This window comes from Kitasatospora sp. NPDC057692 (genome assembly GCF_042799475.1).
GTDB lineage: Bacteria > Actinomycetota > Actinomycetes > Streptomycetales > Streptomycetaceae > Kitasatospora.
The window spans coordinates 53,396-67,925 of the sequence record NZ_JBHVIV010000009.1 but is presented as its reverse complement, the minus strand read 5'-3'; the positions used below and the strand labels follow the sequence as shown (position 1 = coordinate 67,925).

The window sequence follows — 14,530 nt, the reverse complement described above, 5'->3', positions numbered from 1 at the left end:
CGGTGGGTCAGAGGACCTTGGCCAGGAAGGCCTTGGTCCGCTCGTACCGCGGCTCGTCGAGCACCGCCCGCGGCGGGCCCTGCTCGACCACGGCGCCGCCGTCCATGAAGACCACGGTGTCGGCGACCTCGCGGGCGAAGCCGATCTCATGGGTGACCACGATCATCGTGGTGCCGGTCCGGGCGAGGTCCTTGATCACGTCCAGCACCTCGCCGACCAGCTCCGGGTCGAGCGCCGAGGTCGGCTCGTCGAAGAGCAGCACCTTCGGGTCCAGCGCCAGCGCCCGGGCGATCGCCACCCGCTGCTGCTGGCCGCCGGAGAGCTGCCGGGGGTAGGCGTCCGCCTTCTCGGCCAGGCCCACCCGTTCGAGCAGCTCCAGCGCGCGGGCCCGGGCCTCGGCCTTCGGCCGGCGCAGGGCGCTGACCGGCGCCTCGGTCAGGTTCTCCAGCACGGTCAGGTGCGGGAAGAGGTTGAAGCTCTGGAAGACGAAGCCGATGCCGGTCCGCTGCCGCAGGACCTCGCGCTCCTTGAGCTCGTGCAGCCGGTCCCCGGAGCGGCGGTAGCCGATCAGCTCGCCGTCGATCGCGACGAAGCCGCGGTCCACCTTCTCCAGGTGGTTGATCGAGCGCAGCAGGGTGGACTTGCCGGAGCCGGACGGCCCGAGCACCACGGTCACCGAGCCGGCCGGCACGTCGAGGTCGACGCCGCGCAGCACCGCGTTCGCGCCGAAGCTCTTCCACAGGCCGCGCACCTGCACCATGGGCGGCGCCTGGGCGAACCCGGTCCCCCCGGCGGCGGGGTCCTCGACGAGGGTGGTCATGAGCGTCCTCCGATGGCGGTGGCGGTGCGGGCGCGCAGGCCCCGGACGAGGGCCCGGGCCCGCTGGAGCGGGGTGGGCGGCGGGGTGCGGTCGGCGCCGCGGGCGAAGTAGCGCTCGACGTAGTACTGGCCGATCGACAGCACGGTGGTGAGCAGCACGTACCAGACGGTGGCGACCATCAGCATCGGCACCACCCGGCCGGTGCGGCCGTACACCACCTGCACCTGGTAGAAGAGCTCGCCGATGGCCATCACGTAGACCACCGAGGTGCCCTTGAACAGCGAGATCACCTCGTTGGCGGCGGCCGGCAGGATGCCCCGCATGGCCTGCGGCAGGACGATCCGCCAGGCCTGCCGCCAGCGCGGCACGCCGAGTGCGGCGGCGGCCTCGCGCTGGCCGGGGTCGACGGCGATCACGCCGCCGCGGATGATCTCGGCGGCGAACGCGGCCTGGTGCAGCCCGAGGCCGAGCACCGCCGCGCCGAGCGCGCCCAGCACGCCGACCGTCTCGAAGTCCCCGAAGGTCGGGCCGAACGGGATGCCGAAGCCGAACCGCTTGTAGAGGTAGGAGAGGTTGAACCAGAAGACCAGCTGGACGATCAGCGGGATCGAGCGGAACACCCAGACGTAGGCCCAGGCGACGGACTGCAGGATCGCGCTGCGGGAGAGCCGCAGCGCGGCGATCACGGTGCCCAGCAGGAAGCCCAGCACGGTGCCGTAGAGGGTGAGTTCGACGGTCCGGCCGACCGCCCGCAGGATGGTGTCGGCGGTGAAGAAGAGCCGGAAGGTCGCCCAGTCCCAGCCGGGGTTGGTGGCCAGGCCGTGGGCGAACTGGGCCAGCACGACGAGGGTGGCGAGGCCGGCCGCCAGGCGCCAGGGGTGCCGGGCCCGGACGGTGCGCAGCCCGGCCAGCTCGGCGAGGTCGAGCGGGGCGCCCGGGCCGGTGCCGGCGGCCCCGGCGGATCCGGCTCCGCCGCCGGGTTTCGCGAAGGGTTCGGTGGTGGTGGCGGTACTCATGGGGGACTCCTCCCAAGGGGCCCTGGACAGGGGGTCACGTGTGCTCGGGCGGGCTGATCAGGGATTCCTTGACGGCCGAGTCCGTCACCCCCCACTTCTTGAGGATCCGCTCGTACGTCCCGTTCTTGATCAGCTCGTTGACGGCCGCCTGGAACGCGGGGGCGAGCGGGGAGCCCTTCTTGAACGCGAAGCCGACGTCGAGGCGGTGGAACTCGCCGAGGAACCGCGTGCCGGAGGCCTCCTGGGAGGCCTGGTAGCGCAGGCCGTTGATGGTGGACATGGTGATGTCCACCCGGCCCTGCTGGAGGCTGGTCAGCGTGGCGCCGTTGTCGCTGAACGCCTTGACCTCGTAGGGCTTCTTCCCGGCGTCGGTGCAGACGTTCTTCTTCGCGTTGAGCGTGGTCTCGAAGGTGGTGCCGGCGCCGGTGCCGATGGTCAGGCCGCAGAGCTGGAGCAGGTCCGTGATCGGCTGGATCGCGGTGTTGTCCTTCTTGACCGCGAAGCCCTGGCCGTCGTCGATGTAGGTGACGAAGTCGATCGTCTTCAGCCGGGCCTCGGTGACCCCGAAGTTGCCGGTGCCGACGTCGTACTTGCCGCTGCCGAGCGCGGGCAGGATGGTCTCGAAGGCCGCCTCCTCGCGCTGCACGCCCAGGCCGAGCACCTTGGCCACCGCGTCGGCGAAGTCGATGTCCAGGCCGGCCGCCTTCTTGGCGGCCTGGTCGGTGTAGAAGGCGGAGGGCGGGGTGCCGATCGAGGAGCCGAACCTGACCGTGCCGGCGGAGCGGACCTCGGCGGGCAGCAGCGCGGCGGCGGCGTCCGACTTCCTCAGGCCGGAGACGAGGTCCTCGGCAGCGGCGGAGGCGGCCTGCTGTCCGGGGCCCGTCGCGGCCGCCGGCTCCGGGTCGGAGCCGCACGCGGCCAGCGCCAGGACCGGCAGCAGGGCGGTGGCCGCGAGCAGGCGGCGGCGGACGGTGGTGGTTCTCACGGGGGTGCCTTTCGGGACTTCGGTCGTGGAGCGGAGGTGCGGTCGTGGAGCGGAGGTGCGGCCGTGGGCCGGAGGTGCTCAGGGCAGGTGCTTCTCGAACGGCAGCGGGCCGATGGTCAGCGGATCGGCGGTGACGTCGAACAGCGCGGTGTAGCCGTTGGCCAGGTAGAGCCCCCGGGCCTCGGGCTGGCGCGGGCCGGTGGTGAGGAAGATCCGGCGGTAGCCGGCCGCGGCGGCGGCCCGCTCCAGTTCGGCCAGCACCCGGGTGGCCAGGCCCCGGCGGCGGTGCGCCGAGTGCGTCCACATCCGCTTCACCTCGGCCGTCCGCGCGTCGTACCGCTTGTACGCGCCGCCGGCCACCGGCTCGCCGTCCTCCAGCAGGAGCAGCAGGACGCCGCCGTACGGCTCGGCCCAGCTGTCCGCCGGGTAGCGGGTCATCTCCTCCAGCGCCTCGGGGCCGTAGCGGCGGACGTACTCCTCGGTGAGTTCGCGCACCAGCGGCTCGGCGAGCGGGTCGTCGATGCGCACCCGGCGGACCTCGGTGCCGAGGCCCGGCGCACCGGGCAGGGCCGTCACGCCTGGGCCGCGATCAGCTGGTGCCGGTCGCGCTCGGCCTGCCCGGTCCGGGCGGCCTCGGCGGCCGCCTTGGCGGCGTCCCGCTTGGCGACCTCCTCGCGGACGATCGGGATCACGTACCGGCCGAAGTCGACGGCGTCGTCCACCAGGTGGTAGCCGCGCGCGGAGAGGATGTCCACGCCCAGGTCGTAGTAGTCGAGCAGCGCCTGGGCGACCGTCTCCGGGGTGCCGACCAGCGCGTTGGAGTTGCCCGACCCGCCGGTGGCGGCGGCGGTCGGCGTCCACAGCGCCCGGTCGTAGCGCTCGCCCGCCTCGGCGATCTCCAGCAGCCGCTGGGAGCCGGTGTTCTCGGGTGCCGTGGCACCGGCCCTGCGGCCCCCGCGGATCAGCTCGCCGCCCTCCCGGCGGGCCCGGATCGCGTCCACCGTCCGGTGCGCCTTCTCCCAGGCCAGCTCCTCGGTGGGGGCGATGATCGGCCGGAACGCCACCTGGATCCGCGGCGCGTCGGCGCGGCCGGCGGCCCGCGCCGCCTCCTTCACCCGCTCGATCTGCTCGGCGGTGCGGGCCAGCGGCTCGCCCCAGAGGCCGTAGACGTCCGCCTCGGCGCCGCCGACCGCGTACGCCGCCGCCGAGGAGCCGCCGAACGAGACGCCCGGGCGCGGCTGCTGCACGGGGAAGACGTCGGCGACGAAGTCGTTGAAGCGGTAGTGCGCGCCCTCGTGGTCGAAGGGCTCCCGGCTGGTCCAGGCCTTCTTGACGATCCCGATGTACTCCCGGGTCCGCTCGTACCGCTCGTCCTTGGTGAGGAAGTCGCCCTCGCGCTGCTGCTCGTGGTCGTTGCCGCCGGTGATGAAGTGGACGGTCAGCCGGCCCCCGCTGATGTGGTCCAGGGTGGCGAAGGTCTTGGCGGCGAAGGTCGGGTACGAGACGTTCGGGCGGTGGGCGAGCAGGATCTGCAGCGTGTCGAGGCGGGAGGCGAGGAACGCGGCGGCGGGCGCCGGGTCGGGCGCGCCGGAGCCGTAGGCGAACAGCACCCGGTCCCAGCCGTTGTCCTCGTGGGCGCGGGCGAGCCGCAGCGTGTAGTCGCGGTCGAACGCGGCGGTGGTGCGCGCGGTGGTCTCGGTGCCGTCGCCGGTGGCGGCGATGCCGAGGAATTCGACGGGCATGGTGGCGGAACCTTTCGGGTCGTACGCAGTCCGGTGGGCTGCGGGTGGGCAGGCCGGAGGAGGCCCTGGCGGTGCGGGCCTGTGGTGCGGTGGAGGCGGCGGCGGGCACGTGACGGCCCGCGGGCGGACGGGGATTGCCGGAGCGCAACGCGGTGAGGAGGAGGGGCGGCGGCAGCGCGCAGTCGACGGGCCGTCAGGAGCTGACGGCCCTCCCGGCCCGGAACGGGGCACCGAGGGAGGTCCCTGCGAGGGAGGACGGGGCCGGGCGGACGGCCCGCTGCCGGGTCAGCCGCGACACGCCGCGGACCACACCCGACCGAAGTCGATGTGGTCGCGGGTGACCAGGGGCTGCTCGGCGTACATGGCCTCAAGTTGAGCAGCGAACCGCGCGCGGCGTCAACCACCCTCCATTGCCGCCGTGTTGCGATCTCCTGTCGCCCCGCGACACGTTCCCCGCCCCGCCCCGGAGCGGGCGTCCCGCCCTTGACACCGGCCGATCGCTCACGCGTACGATCGCGGCCGGAGTGCAGTGCACCGCCGGCCGCGTTGAGGGACGCGGGCCGGCCGCAACGGCCGTACGTGACCACGCCGTACCCGCCCCGTGCGCCCGCGCGCGCAACTCCGCCCCTCCCGCCTGGAGCCGCCCCATGGCCACCCCGCCGGACGTCCTGCCCGCCTCCGCCCGCCCCCTCGCCGAGTCCGCCGCCCCGCGGCCGGCGGCCGCCCCCGACGCCGCGGCCGCCACCGCCCGGATCGTCCCCCGCCGCCGCCCCGGCCAGTGGGCCTCCGCCGCCGTCGCCCTGCTGCTGTTCGCGATGGTGGTCAACTCGCTGGCCCGCAACAAGGCGTTCCAGTGGGACGTGGTCGCCGACTGGTTCACCGCCGCCTCCGTCATGAACGGCCTCACCCTGACCCTGTGGCTGACCGCCGTCACCCTCGGCCTGGGCTTCCTGCTCGGCACCGTCCTCGCCACCATGCGGCTGTCCGCCAACCCGGTGCTGCGCACCCTGAGCTGGGTCTACATCTGGATCTTCCGCTCCACCCCGGCGCTGGTGCAGCTGCTGCTGTTCTTCAACATCGGCGCCCTCTACCCGACGCTCGGCCTCGGCATCCCGTTCGGCCCGGAGTTCCTCACCGTCCGCACCGTCAACCTGTTCGGCCCGACCCTCACCGCCGTGGTCGGCCTGACCCTGCTGGAGGCCGCGTACGCCGCCGAGGTGGTGCGCGGCGGCATCCTCTCCGTCGACCGCGGCCAGCTGGAGGCCGCCTCTGCGCTCGGCCTCGGCCGGTGGCGGGTACTGCGCCGGATCGTCGTCCCGCAGGCGATGCGCTCGATCGTGCCGACCGCCGGGAACATGCTGATCGGCGCTCTCAAGGGGACCAGCATCATCAGCGTGCTGGCCGTCTCCGACCTGCTCTACTCGGTCCAGCTGGTCTACCTGCGCTCCTACCAGGTCATCCCGATGCTGATGGTCGCCACCATCTGGTACATCGTGATCACCACCGTCCTGTCGATCGGGCAGTACTACGTCGAACGGCACTACGCGAAGGGCGCCACCCGCGAGGGCCTGCCGCCCACCCCGCTGCAGAAGGCCCGCGCCGGGTACCGGCGGCTGCGCGCCGCCGCGTCCGCCGACCTGCCCGGGGAGGCCGGCCGATGAGCGCCGTCCTGGTCGTCGTCGGCGCCGGGCCGCGCGGCACCGGCGTCCTGGAGCGGATCGCCGCCAACGCGCCCGAACTGCTGCCCCCCGACCGGCCGCTGCACATCCACCTGGTCGACCCGCACCCGCCCGGCGGGGGCCGGATCTGGCGCCACGAGCAGTCCCCGCTGCTGCGGATGAACTCGATGGCCGAGGACGTCACGATGTTCACCGACGAGCGCTCGACCATCGAGGGGCCGGTCCGCCCCGGCCCCTCGCTCGCCGAGTGGGCCGCGGACCCCCGGGCCTTCGCCCCCTACCGGGAGATCGCCGACCCGGAGGTCCGGGCCGAGCTGCGCACCCTCGCGCCCACCGACTTCCCCACCCGGCGGGCCCAGAGCGCCTACCTGGACTGGGTGTTCCGGCGCGCCGTCGCCGACCTGCCGCCGCACGTCACGGTCACCGTCCACCGGGACACCGCGCACCGCGTCGAGGGCCCGCCCGACGGGCCGCAGCTCGTCCACCTCACCGACCGGGTGCTCACCGCCGACCACGTCGTGCTCACCCTCGGCCACCTCGACTCCGCCCCCGACCCCCGGTACGCCGCCGACACCGCCTTCGCCGGCCGGCACGGCCGCCTCCACCTGCCGCCCGCCTACTCCGCCGACGCGGCCGACGAGCTCGACCGGATAGCCCCCGGCGAGCACACCGTGCTGCGCGGCTTCGGGCTCGCCTTCGTCGACCTGGTCTCGCTGCTCACCGAGGGCCGCGGCGGCCGCTTCGAGCCGGACGGCGCGGGCGGCCTGCGCTACCGCCCCTCGGGCCGCGAACCCGTCCTCCACGTCGGCTCCCGGCGCGGCGTCCCCTACCACTCCAAGACCGACTACCGCCTCCAGGGCCCGCGCGCACCGCTCCCCCGCTACTTCGACGCCGCCGCCGTCGACGCCCTGCTCGACCGGCCCGGCCCGCTCGAACTGCGGCGCGACGCCTGGCCGCTGATGGCCAAGGACATCGGCTTCGGCCACTACCACGAGCTGTTCCACGCCCACCCCGGGCGCACCGCCCTGCCCTGGGCGGAGTTCCTGGCCGGCTACGACGCCCACCCCTGGGGGTCCCCGGAGCTGAGCGCCCTGGTCGACCGGGCCGTCCCCGACCCGGCGGACCGGCTCGACCTGGAACGCCTCGACTTCCCGCTCGCCGGCCTCGAACTCGGCTCCGCCGAGGAGCTCCAGCACCACCTGCGCCGCTACGTCACCGAGGACGCCGACCGCCGCGCCGACCCCGCCCACAGCGCCGACCTCGGAGCCTTCCTCGCCCTGCTCTCGCTCTTCGGCCAGCTGCCCCGGCTGCTCGGCTCCGGCCGGCTCACCGCCCGCTCGGTGGCCGAGGACGTCGACGAGTGGTTCTTCGGCTACTTCAGCTACCTGGCCTCCGGCCCGCCCGGCTTCCGGCTGCGCCAGCTGCTCGCGCTCTCCGAGGCCGGGGTGGTCCGCTTCCTCGGCGCGGGCATCCGGGTCGACCGGGACGAGGCCACCGGCACCTGGCGGGCCTCCGGCGCCACCGTGCCCGGCCACACCGTCACCGCCACCGCGCTGGTCGAGGCGTACCTGCCCAAGCACGCGCTGGCCCGCACCCGCGACGCGCTGCTCGCGGAGCTGCACCGCGCCGGGCGGATCTCCGAGGAGGTCGTCACCGACGCCGGGTACACCCACCGCTCGGGCCTGCTCACCATCCGTCCCGCGGACAGCCGCCTGCTCGACCCGTCCGTCGACCCCGCCCTCGACGGCGGCGCGCACCCGCGCCGCACCGCGCTCGGCCCGCACACCAGCCTGCGCGCGGCCGCCGCCTTCTCCCGCCCGCGCACCGACTCGCCCGGCTTCCGCCAGAACGACGCCGCCGCCCGGACCCTGCTGGACGCCCTCGCCCGCGCGGACTCGGCGGTGCCGGCCTAGGGACCGGTGCCTGGACCGGCGCCTGAACCGGTCCCTGAACCGCTTCGGGGACCGGCGCCGCTCAGGGCCCCGTCACGGCCCGTAGATCTCCTCGACCAGGTCCTCGGCCGTGACGTGGTCCGGCGCGGAGAGGATCCAGGTGCCGACCTCCTTGATCCCGGTGCCGCGCTCCAGCGCGGTCAGGCAGGCGCCGGCCTCCTGCTCCGAGCCGAAGTCCCAGGCCAGCAGGCGGCGGATCAGGGCCAGCGCCTCCGCCGGGTGCATCCGCGGCCGGCGGCCGGAGCGCGCCCGACCGGCCGGGGCCGCGGCCAGCCGGTGCTGGTAGCCGGCGAGGTCCTGCCAGGCCTGGACGGTCGCCGGGTGGTGCTCCCCGAGCGCCCGGACGAGGTCCGGCAGCAGGGTGCGCAGCTGGAGCACCGCGCCCTCCAGATCGCCCCGGTTGGCCGTGTACACCGCCAGGTCGTGCCGCGCCTTGAGCACCCGCGGGTCGTGGCCGCCCCAGGCGGCGTGCAGGTCCGGCAGCAGCTGGACGAGCCGGCGCAGCGCGCTGACCGTCTCTCCGCTCTCCCCGATGCACCACACCAGGTGGTACCGGGCGGCGAGGGTGTCCGGGTCGGTCCGGCCGAGGGCGAGCCGCATGTCCTCGGACACCGTGGAGAGCAGCCGGATCGCGCCGTCGAGGTCGCCGGCCCGGCTCAGGAACCAGGTGAAGTCGCGCCAGGCGTTGAGCGTCTCGCGGTCGGCGGCGCCGAGCGCGGCCACCGCCTCCTGGGCCACCGCCTGGAGCTGGATCGCGGACTCGCCGGGCGTCGCCGCCCGGAAGGCGGCGGCCCGGCGCTCGCGCAGGGCCGCCCGGACGGCCTCCAGCGGCGAGGACCGCGAGGACGGCGGGGGCGGCGGGGCGGTCACCGGCGGAGTGGTGAGCGGCGGCAGCACCGGCACGACCGGCGCGGCCGGTACGGGCGGCGGCGCCGACGGCATCGGTGGCATCGGCGATATCGGCGGCACGACGGGCCCGACCGTCCGCCGCTCCTCCAGCTCCGCCAGCCGCCGCTCCACCGTCCGGGCGTCCGCCGGGCGCTCGTCCGGGTCCTTCGCCAGCAGCTCCGCGACCAGCCCCGCCAGCTCCGCCGGCAGCCCGAACGGCGCCGGGTCCAGCGCCGGGGGCGGCTCGTTCAGGTGCTGGTACATCAGCACCGGCGTCGAGTCCCCGCTGAACGGCCGCGCCCCGGTGCAGAGCTCGACCAGCACGCAGCCGAACGCGTAGAGGTCCGCCCGGCCGTCCACCCGGCCCCCGGTCCAGCGCTCCGGCGCCATGTACGCCGGGCTGCCGATGACCGCCCCGGTGGTGGTCAGCCCGCCCGCCCCGATGTCGAGCTGCGCGATGCCGAAGTCCAGCACCTTCGCCGCACCGGCCTCGGTGACCATGATGTTCTCGGGCTTGATGTCCCGGTGCACCATCCCCGCGTCGTGCGCGGCGGCCAGCGCGGAGCAGATCTGCCGCCCCCACCGCAGGCTCTGCTCCGGGTCCGCCGGGCCGTCCCGGAGCACGGCGGTCAGGGTGCGGCCGACGAGCAGCTCCATCACCAGGTACGTCACCCGCCGGCCGCCCAGTTCGCCCTCACCGAGGTCGTGCACGGTGACGATGTGCGGGTGCGAGAGGTTCCCGGCCGCGCAGGCCTCCCGGACGAACCGCAGCGCCGCCTTCTGCTGGTCCTCGCCATGGTGGTTGATGACCTTGACCGCCACCGGCCGCCGCATCCGGGTGTCGAAGGCCCGCCACACCACGCCGAATCCGCCCTGGCCGAGTCGCTCGACCAGCTGGTACCGCCCGTCGAGCACGTCGCCGACCATCACCCGCCCACCCCCGGACCTGTCGAAGCACCTGCACTCTATCCGCGCCCCCGCCCCGGCCGCCCTCCCCCTTTTCCTCCCCTGCCGCCCCCGGCCCCCCGGGTGCGAGGATGAGACCAGGCACCGCGACGAGGCGGCGGCCCCCGCACAGCCGAGGAGCGCAGTCATGGCCAAGCAGGCCCCGCAGAGCGACCCGGCGCAGGACGCCCCCCGGGTGTCCGCGCCCCAGCACGCGGCCGCCGGGCTGCCCGCCGTCGGCCACAGCCTGCGGATGGCCACCGAGCAGATGGGCGCCCGCCGCACCCTGAGCACCCTGCTCAAGATCAACCAGCCCGACGGCTTCGACTGCCCCGGCTGCGCCTGGCCGGAGCCCGGGAAGACGCACACCGCCGAGTTCTGCGAGAACGGCGCCAAGGCCGTCGCCGAGGAGGCCACCGAGCGCCGGATCCGCGCCGAGTTCTTCGCCGCCCACCCGGTCGCCGAGCTGGCCGAGCGCTCCGGCTACTGGCTCGGCCAGCAGGGCCGGCTCACCCAGCCGATGTTCCTCGACGAGGGCGCCACCCACTACACCCCCGTCTCCTGGGACGACGCCTTCGCGCTGATCGCCGAGGAGCTGCGCGCCCTGGACACCCCGGACGGCGCCGCGTTCTACACCTCGGGCCGGACCAGCAACGAGGCCGCGTTCGCCTACCAGCTGTTCGCCCGCCGGCTCGGCACCAACAACCTGCCGGACTGCTCCAACATGTGCCACGAGTCCTCCGGCTCGGCGCTCACCGAGACGCTCGGCGTCGGCAAGGGCAGCGTCAGCCTCAAGGACCTCTACCAGGCCGATCTGATCATCGTCGCGGGCCAGAACCCGGGCACCAACCACCCCCGGATGCTCTCCGCCCTGGAACGGGCCAAGCGCGCCGGCGCGACCATCGTCAGCGTCAACCCGCTGCCCGAGGCCGGACTGGAGCGCTTCAAGAACCCGCAGCAGGCGCGCGGCCTGGTCGGCCACGGCACCAAGCTGACCGACCTCTTCCTGCAGATCCGGCTCGGCGGCGACCTCGCCCTGTTCCGCGCCCTCAACCAGCTGCTGCTGGAGGAGGACGCCGTCGACCACGCCTTCGTCGCCGAGCACTGCCACGGCTTCGAGGAGTTCGCCGCCGAGGCCGCGTCGACCTCCCGCGAGGAGGTGCTCGCCGCCACCGGCCTGCCCTGGTGGCAGATCGAGGAGCTGGCCGCGCACGTCCTCGCGTCCCGCAAGGTCATCGTCTGCTGGGCGATGGGCCTCACCCAGCACAAGCACGCCGTGCCGACCATCCGCGAGGTCGTGAACTTCCTGCTCCTGCGCGGCAACGTGGGACGTCCGGGCGCGGGCGTCTGCCCGGTGCGCGGGCACAGCAACGTCCAGGGCGACCGGACGATGGGCATCTTCGAGCGCCCCACCACCGCCTTCCTGGACGCCCTCGGCCGGGAGTTCTCCTTCGAGCCGCCGCGCGAGCACGGCCTGGACTCCGTCGACGCCATCCGCGCGATGCGCGACGGCCGGATCGGCGTCTTCTTCGCGATGGGCGGCAACTTCGTCGCCGCCACCCCGGACACCGAGGTCACCGAGGCCGCGATGCGCCGCTGCCGGCTCACCGTGCACGTCTCCACCAAGCTCAACCGCTCGCACGTGGTCACCGGCGCCCGCGCCCTGATCCTCCCCACCCTCGGCCGCACCGACCGGGACGTCACCGCGCGCGGCGCCCAGTTCGTCACCGTCGAGGACTCGATGGGCCAGGTCCACGCCTCGCGCGGCGGCCTGCGTCCGCCCGCCCCGGGCCTGCTCTCCGAGACCGCCATCGTCTGCCGCCTCGCCCGCGCCGTCCTCGGCCCGCAGGACACCGTGCCGTGGGAGGACTTCGCCGCCGACTACGACACCCTGCGCGACCGGATCGCCCGGGTCGTCCCCGGCTTCGAGGACTACAACGACAAGGTCCGCCGCCCCGGCGGCTTCACCCTCCCGCACGGCCCGCGCGACACCCGCACCTTCCCCACCGCCACCGGCAAGGCCAACTTCACGGTCAACCCACTCACCGCTCCGGAGGTCCCGGAGGGCCGACTGCTGCTGCAGACGCTGCGCTCGCACGACCAGTACAACACCACCGTCTACGGCCTGGACGACCGCTACCGGGGCATCAAGGGCGGGCGGCGGGTCGTCCTGGTCGACCCGGCCGACGCCATCGAACTGGGGCTCTCCGACGGCCAGTACGTCGACCTCGTCAGCGAGTGGAAGGACGGCGTGGAGCGCCGCGCTCCCCACTTCCGCGTCGTCTACTACCCGGTCGCCCGGGGCGGAGCCGCCGCGTACTACCCCGAGACCAACGTGCTGGTCCCGCTGGACTCCACCGCCGACATCAGCAACACGCCGACGTCCAAGGCCGTCGTCATCCGCTTCGAGCCCGACAGCGGCGCCGATGCCTGACCGGGCGCCCGACCCGACGGTCCTCCACCCGATGCCGGAGCAGCCCCGCGTGGTGCTGCTCCGGCCGCTGGTGACCTCCCCGCTCATCGAGGTCGGGGAGTTCACCTACTACGACGACCCGGACGACCCCACCGCGTTCGAGACCCGCAACGTGCTCTACCACTACGGCCCGGAGCGCCTGGTCATCGGCCGGTACTGCGCCCTGGGCACCGGCGTGCGGTTCATCATGAACGGCGCCAACCACCGTACGGACGGCCCGTCGACCTTCCCGTTCCCCATCATGGGCGGCGCCTGGGCCGACCACTTCGACCTGCTCACCGGCCTCCCCGACCGGGGCGACACGGTGGTGGGCCACGACGTCTGGCTCGGCAACGGCGTGACGGTCATGCCAGGTGTGCGGATCGGCCACGGCGCGATCGTCGCCACCGGCTCCGTGGTCACCGCCGACGTCCCCGACTACGCCGTCGCCGGCGGCAACCCGGCCCGGGTGATCCGCCACCGGTACGAGGAGGCGGACACCGCCCGCCTACTGGCCGTCGCCTGGTGGGACTGGCCCGCGGAGCACGTCACCGCCCACGTGCGGACGATCATGTCCGGCACCGTCGAGGAGCTGGAGGCCGCCGCCCCGGCGCGGTGACCCGGTCCGGCCCGGCTCACGTACCGTACGTCGCCCACCACTCCTCGAACGGCACGGCCCGGGCCATCGCGGCGTCCCGGTACGCCCTGAACCGGGCCGCTTCGCCGGCGTCGGGGAAGCCGACGCCGAGGTACCGCCCGTCCTCGCCGTAGCGCGGCGCCGCCACGGTCTCGTCGTCGAACAGCCAGAAGTCCGGCACGCCCCGGACGGGGTTCTCCTGCTCGGTGACGTCCAGGACGTGGTACTCCTCGCCCGCCTTCACGTGCCGGATCAGTCCCCATTCGAGGTCGGCCTCGACGCAGGCACTGAGCGGGCGCGTCAGCACATGGACCCGGTACATGCGCTTCCCGGCCCGGCGGGCCGCCATCACGACCCTGGACCAGCTGCCCGTCCGGTACTCCTCCGGCCAGTCCGAGCCGTGCTCGCCCAGGACTTCCAGCCGGAACGCCTCCCGGTCGAACGCCGAGAACCGATCACCGGGCACAAGGGGTGAGGTCGACACGACCAGCCTCTCCGAGGAACCACGCACACGAACGTCCGCCGTACGCACGATCCCGCCCACCGCCGCCCCGGGTCAACCCCCGCCCGGTCCACCGCCCTCACCCGCGATGAGGGCGGTGGGCCCCAGCGGGCAGGGCGGCGGCGGTTCCGAGGTGGGGCCGTGGGTGCGGGGGCAGGAGACGGCGGCGACGGAGCGCAGTTGCCGGGCGGGAGTCCAGTACGTCCACACCACGTCGTGGGGGTACTGCGCGAGGAACTCACGCGCGTAGTCGAGCCGCAGGGCCGAGGGGAGGTCGGTCTCCGGGCCCGGAGCGTCGGCGAGCTGCTTGCCGAGCCAGTCCAAGGCGCTCGCCGGGTCGTCGGTGGTGAGGCTGATCCGGTCGGCCGGCTTGGTGAGCCAGTGCATGACCTCCAGGGGCGGGACCGGACTGTTCCAGACCGGCCGCCTGCCGTTCTGCGGTTCGGGTGGCCGTCTCTCGACGTCCTCGGGCCGCTTGCCGCCCACCCAGGCGTAGCAGTGCCAGTGGAGTTCGGGCCTGTGCCAGTGATCCATGCGCGCCTACCCGTGGTGGATGGATCGGCCCCGCCCCCATTGGCGCGGGGGCGGGGCCGTTTCGGTCGGTGCCGGGTCAGACCGCCGTGTCGAAGCGAGCCGGGTCGATCCCCGCCGCCGCCAACTCGGCCGTGCTGAACCGCAGCTCCGCACCCGGCCGCTTGGTGTCGCCCATCACCCACAACCCGCCCAGGACACCGGGCACCTCCCGCAGCGTCGCGCAGGTCTCGTGCTCCGACTGCTGGTTGCCCCCGCACGCTTTGAAGACGGTCAGCTCGGGAGAGACCTTGATCTCGTACAGGTCGATGCGTTCCATCGTGCCCACCTCCAGTGGATCGACGGGAGCCACTGCGGCTCGCGTCGAGCGGCACCCACCGT

At 74.2% G+C, this 14,530-nt stretch carries 13 protein-coding genes; 4 read left to right on the top strand and 9 right to left on the bottom strand.

Annotated elements, in window-relative coordinates; translation table 11 throughout:
* Nucleotides 1-7 precede the first annotated feature (7 nt).
* From ACFVFS_RS07995 to ACFVFS_RS07975, 5 genes are all read right to left on the bottom strand, one after another.
* Nucleotides 8-820 carry an amino acid ABC transporter ATP-binding protein gene (locus ACFVFS_RS07995; RefSeq protein ID WP_380621382.1) on the bottom strand — a complete coding sequence of 271 codons (813 nt, stop codon included), beginning with the start codon at nt 818-820 and terminating at the stop codon, nt 8-10.
* The gene (locus ACFVFS_RS07990) at nt 817-1,836 is read right to left on the bottom strand and encodes an amino acid ABC transporter permease (RefSeq protein WP_380621380.1); all 1,020 of its coding nucleotides are present in this window, start codon (nt 1,834-1,836) and stop codon (nt 817-819) included. The genes ACFVFS_RS07995 and ACFVFS_RS07990 overlap by 4 nt, the downstream gene beginning before the upstream one ends.
* Before the next feature lie 34 nt (nt 1,837-1,870).
* On the bottom strand, nt 1,871-2,821 hold the full coding sequence (locus ACFVFS_RS07985; RefSeq protein WP_380621378.1) for an ABC transporter substrate-binding protein: 951 nt from the start codon (nt 2,819-2,821) through the stop codon (nt 1,871-1,873).
* Between the two features lie 78 nt (nt 2,822-2,899).
* Nucleotides 2,900-3,388, bottom strand: a complete 489-nt coding sequence (locus ACFVFS_RS07980; protein ID WP_380621519.1) for a GNAT family N-acetyltransferase — start codon at nt 3,386-3,388, stop codon at nt 2,900-2,902.
* A gap of 5 nt (nt 3,389-3,393) precedes the next feature.
* Complete coding sequence (locus tag ACFVFS_RS07975) at nt 3,394-4,563, bottom strand: LLM class flavin-dependent oxidoreductase (RefSeq protein ID WP_380621376.1); 1,170 nt, start codon at nt 4,561-4,563, stop codon at nt 3,394-3,396.
* A gap of 647 nt (nt 4,564-5,210) precedes the next feature.
* Between ACFVFS_RS07975 and ACFVFS_RS07970 the strand changes: the two genes are divergently transcribed.
* Complete coding sequence (locus ACFVFS_RS07970) at nt 5,211-6,224, top strand: amino acid ABC transporter permease (protein ID WP_380621374.1); 1,014 nt, start codon at nt 5,211-5,213, stop codon at nt 6,222-6,224.
* Complete coding sequence (locus ACFVFS_RS07965; protein WP_380621372.1) at nt 6,221-8,155, top strand: FAD/NAD(P)-binding protein; 1,935 nt, start codon at nt 6,221-6,223, stop codon at nt 8,153-8,155. The genes ACFVFS_RS07970 and ACFVFS_RS07965 overlap by 4 nt, the downstream gene beginning before the upstream one ends.
* Nucleotides 8,156-8,227: 72 nt before the next feature.
* Here the strand turns inward: ACFVFS_RS07965 and ACFVFS_RS07960 are convergent, their stop codons facing one another.
* Nucleotides 8,228-10,009, bottom strand: a complete 1,782-nt coding sequence (locus tag ACFVFS_RS07960; protein ID WP_380621370.1) for a protein kinase — start codon at nt 10,007-10,009, stop codon at nt 8,228-8,230.
* Nucleotides 10,010-10,175: 166 nt separating this feature from the next.
* Between ACFVFS_RS07960 and ACFVFS_RS07955 the strand changes: the two genes are divergently transcribed.
* Together ACFVFS_RS07955 and ACFVFS_RS07950 are read left to right on the top strand one after the other, a co-directional pair.
* The gene (locus ACFVFS_RS07955) at nt 10,176-12,461 is read left to right on the top strand and encodes an FdhF/YdeP family oxidoreductase (RefSeq protein WP_380621368.1); all 2,286 of its coding nucleotides are present in this window, start codon (nt 10,176-10,178) and stop codon (nt 12,459-12,461) included.
* Nucleotides 12,454-13,098, top strand: a complete 645-nt coding sequence (locus tag ACFVFS_RS07950) for a CatB-related O-acetyltransferase (protein ID WP_380621366.1) — start codon at nt 12,454-12,456, stop codon at nt 13,096-13,098. Before ACFVFS_RS07955 ends, ACFVFS_RS07950 begins: the two co-directional genes overlap by 8 nt.
* A gap of 16 nt (nt 13,099-13,114) precedes the next feature.
* Here the strand turns inward: ACFVFS_RS07950 and ACFVFS_RS07945 are convergent, their stop codons facing one another.
* The 3 genes from ACFVFS_RS07945 to ACFVFS_RS07935 form a co-directional block, all read right to left on the bottom strand.
* On the bottom strand, nt 13,115-13,600 hold the full coding sequence (locus ACFVFS_RS07945) for a DUF6879 family protein (protein ID WP_380621364.1): 486 nt from the start codon (nt 13,598-13,600) through the stop codon (nt 13,115-13,117).
* Nucleotides 13,601-13,672: 72 nt separating this feature from the next.
* On the bottom strand, nt 13,673-14,152 hold the full coding sequence (locus tag ACFVFS_RS07940; protein WP_380621363.1) for a hypothetical protein: 480 nt from the start codon (nt 14,150-14,152) through the stop codon (nt 13,673-13,675).
* Nucleotides 14,153-14,228: 76 nt separating this feature from the next.
* On the bottom strand, nt 14,229-14,468 hold the full coding sequence (locus ACFVFS_RS07935; protein ID WP_380621361.1) for a DUF397 domain-containing protein: 240 nt from the start codon (nt 14,466-14,468) through the stop codon (nt 14,229-14,231).
* Nucleotides 14,469-14,530 lie beyond the last annotated feature (62 nt).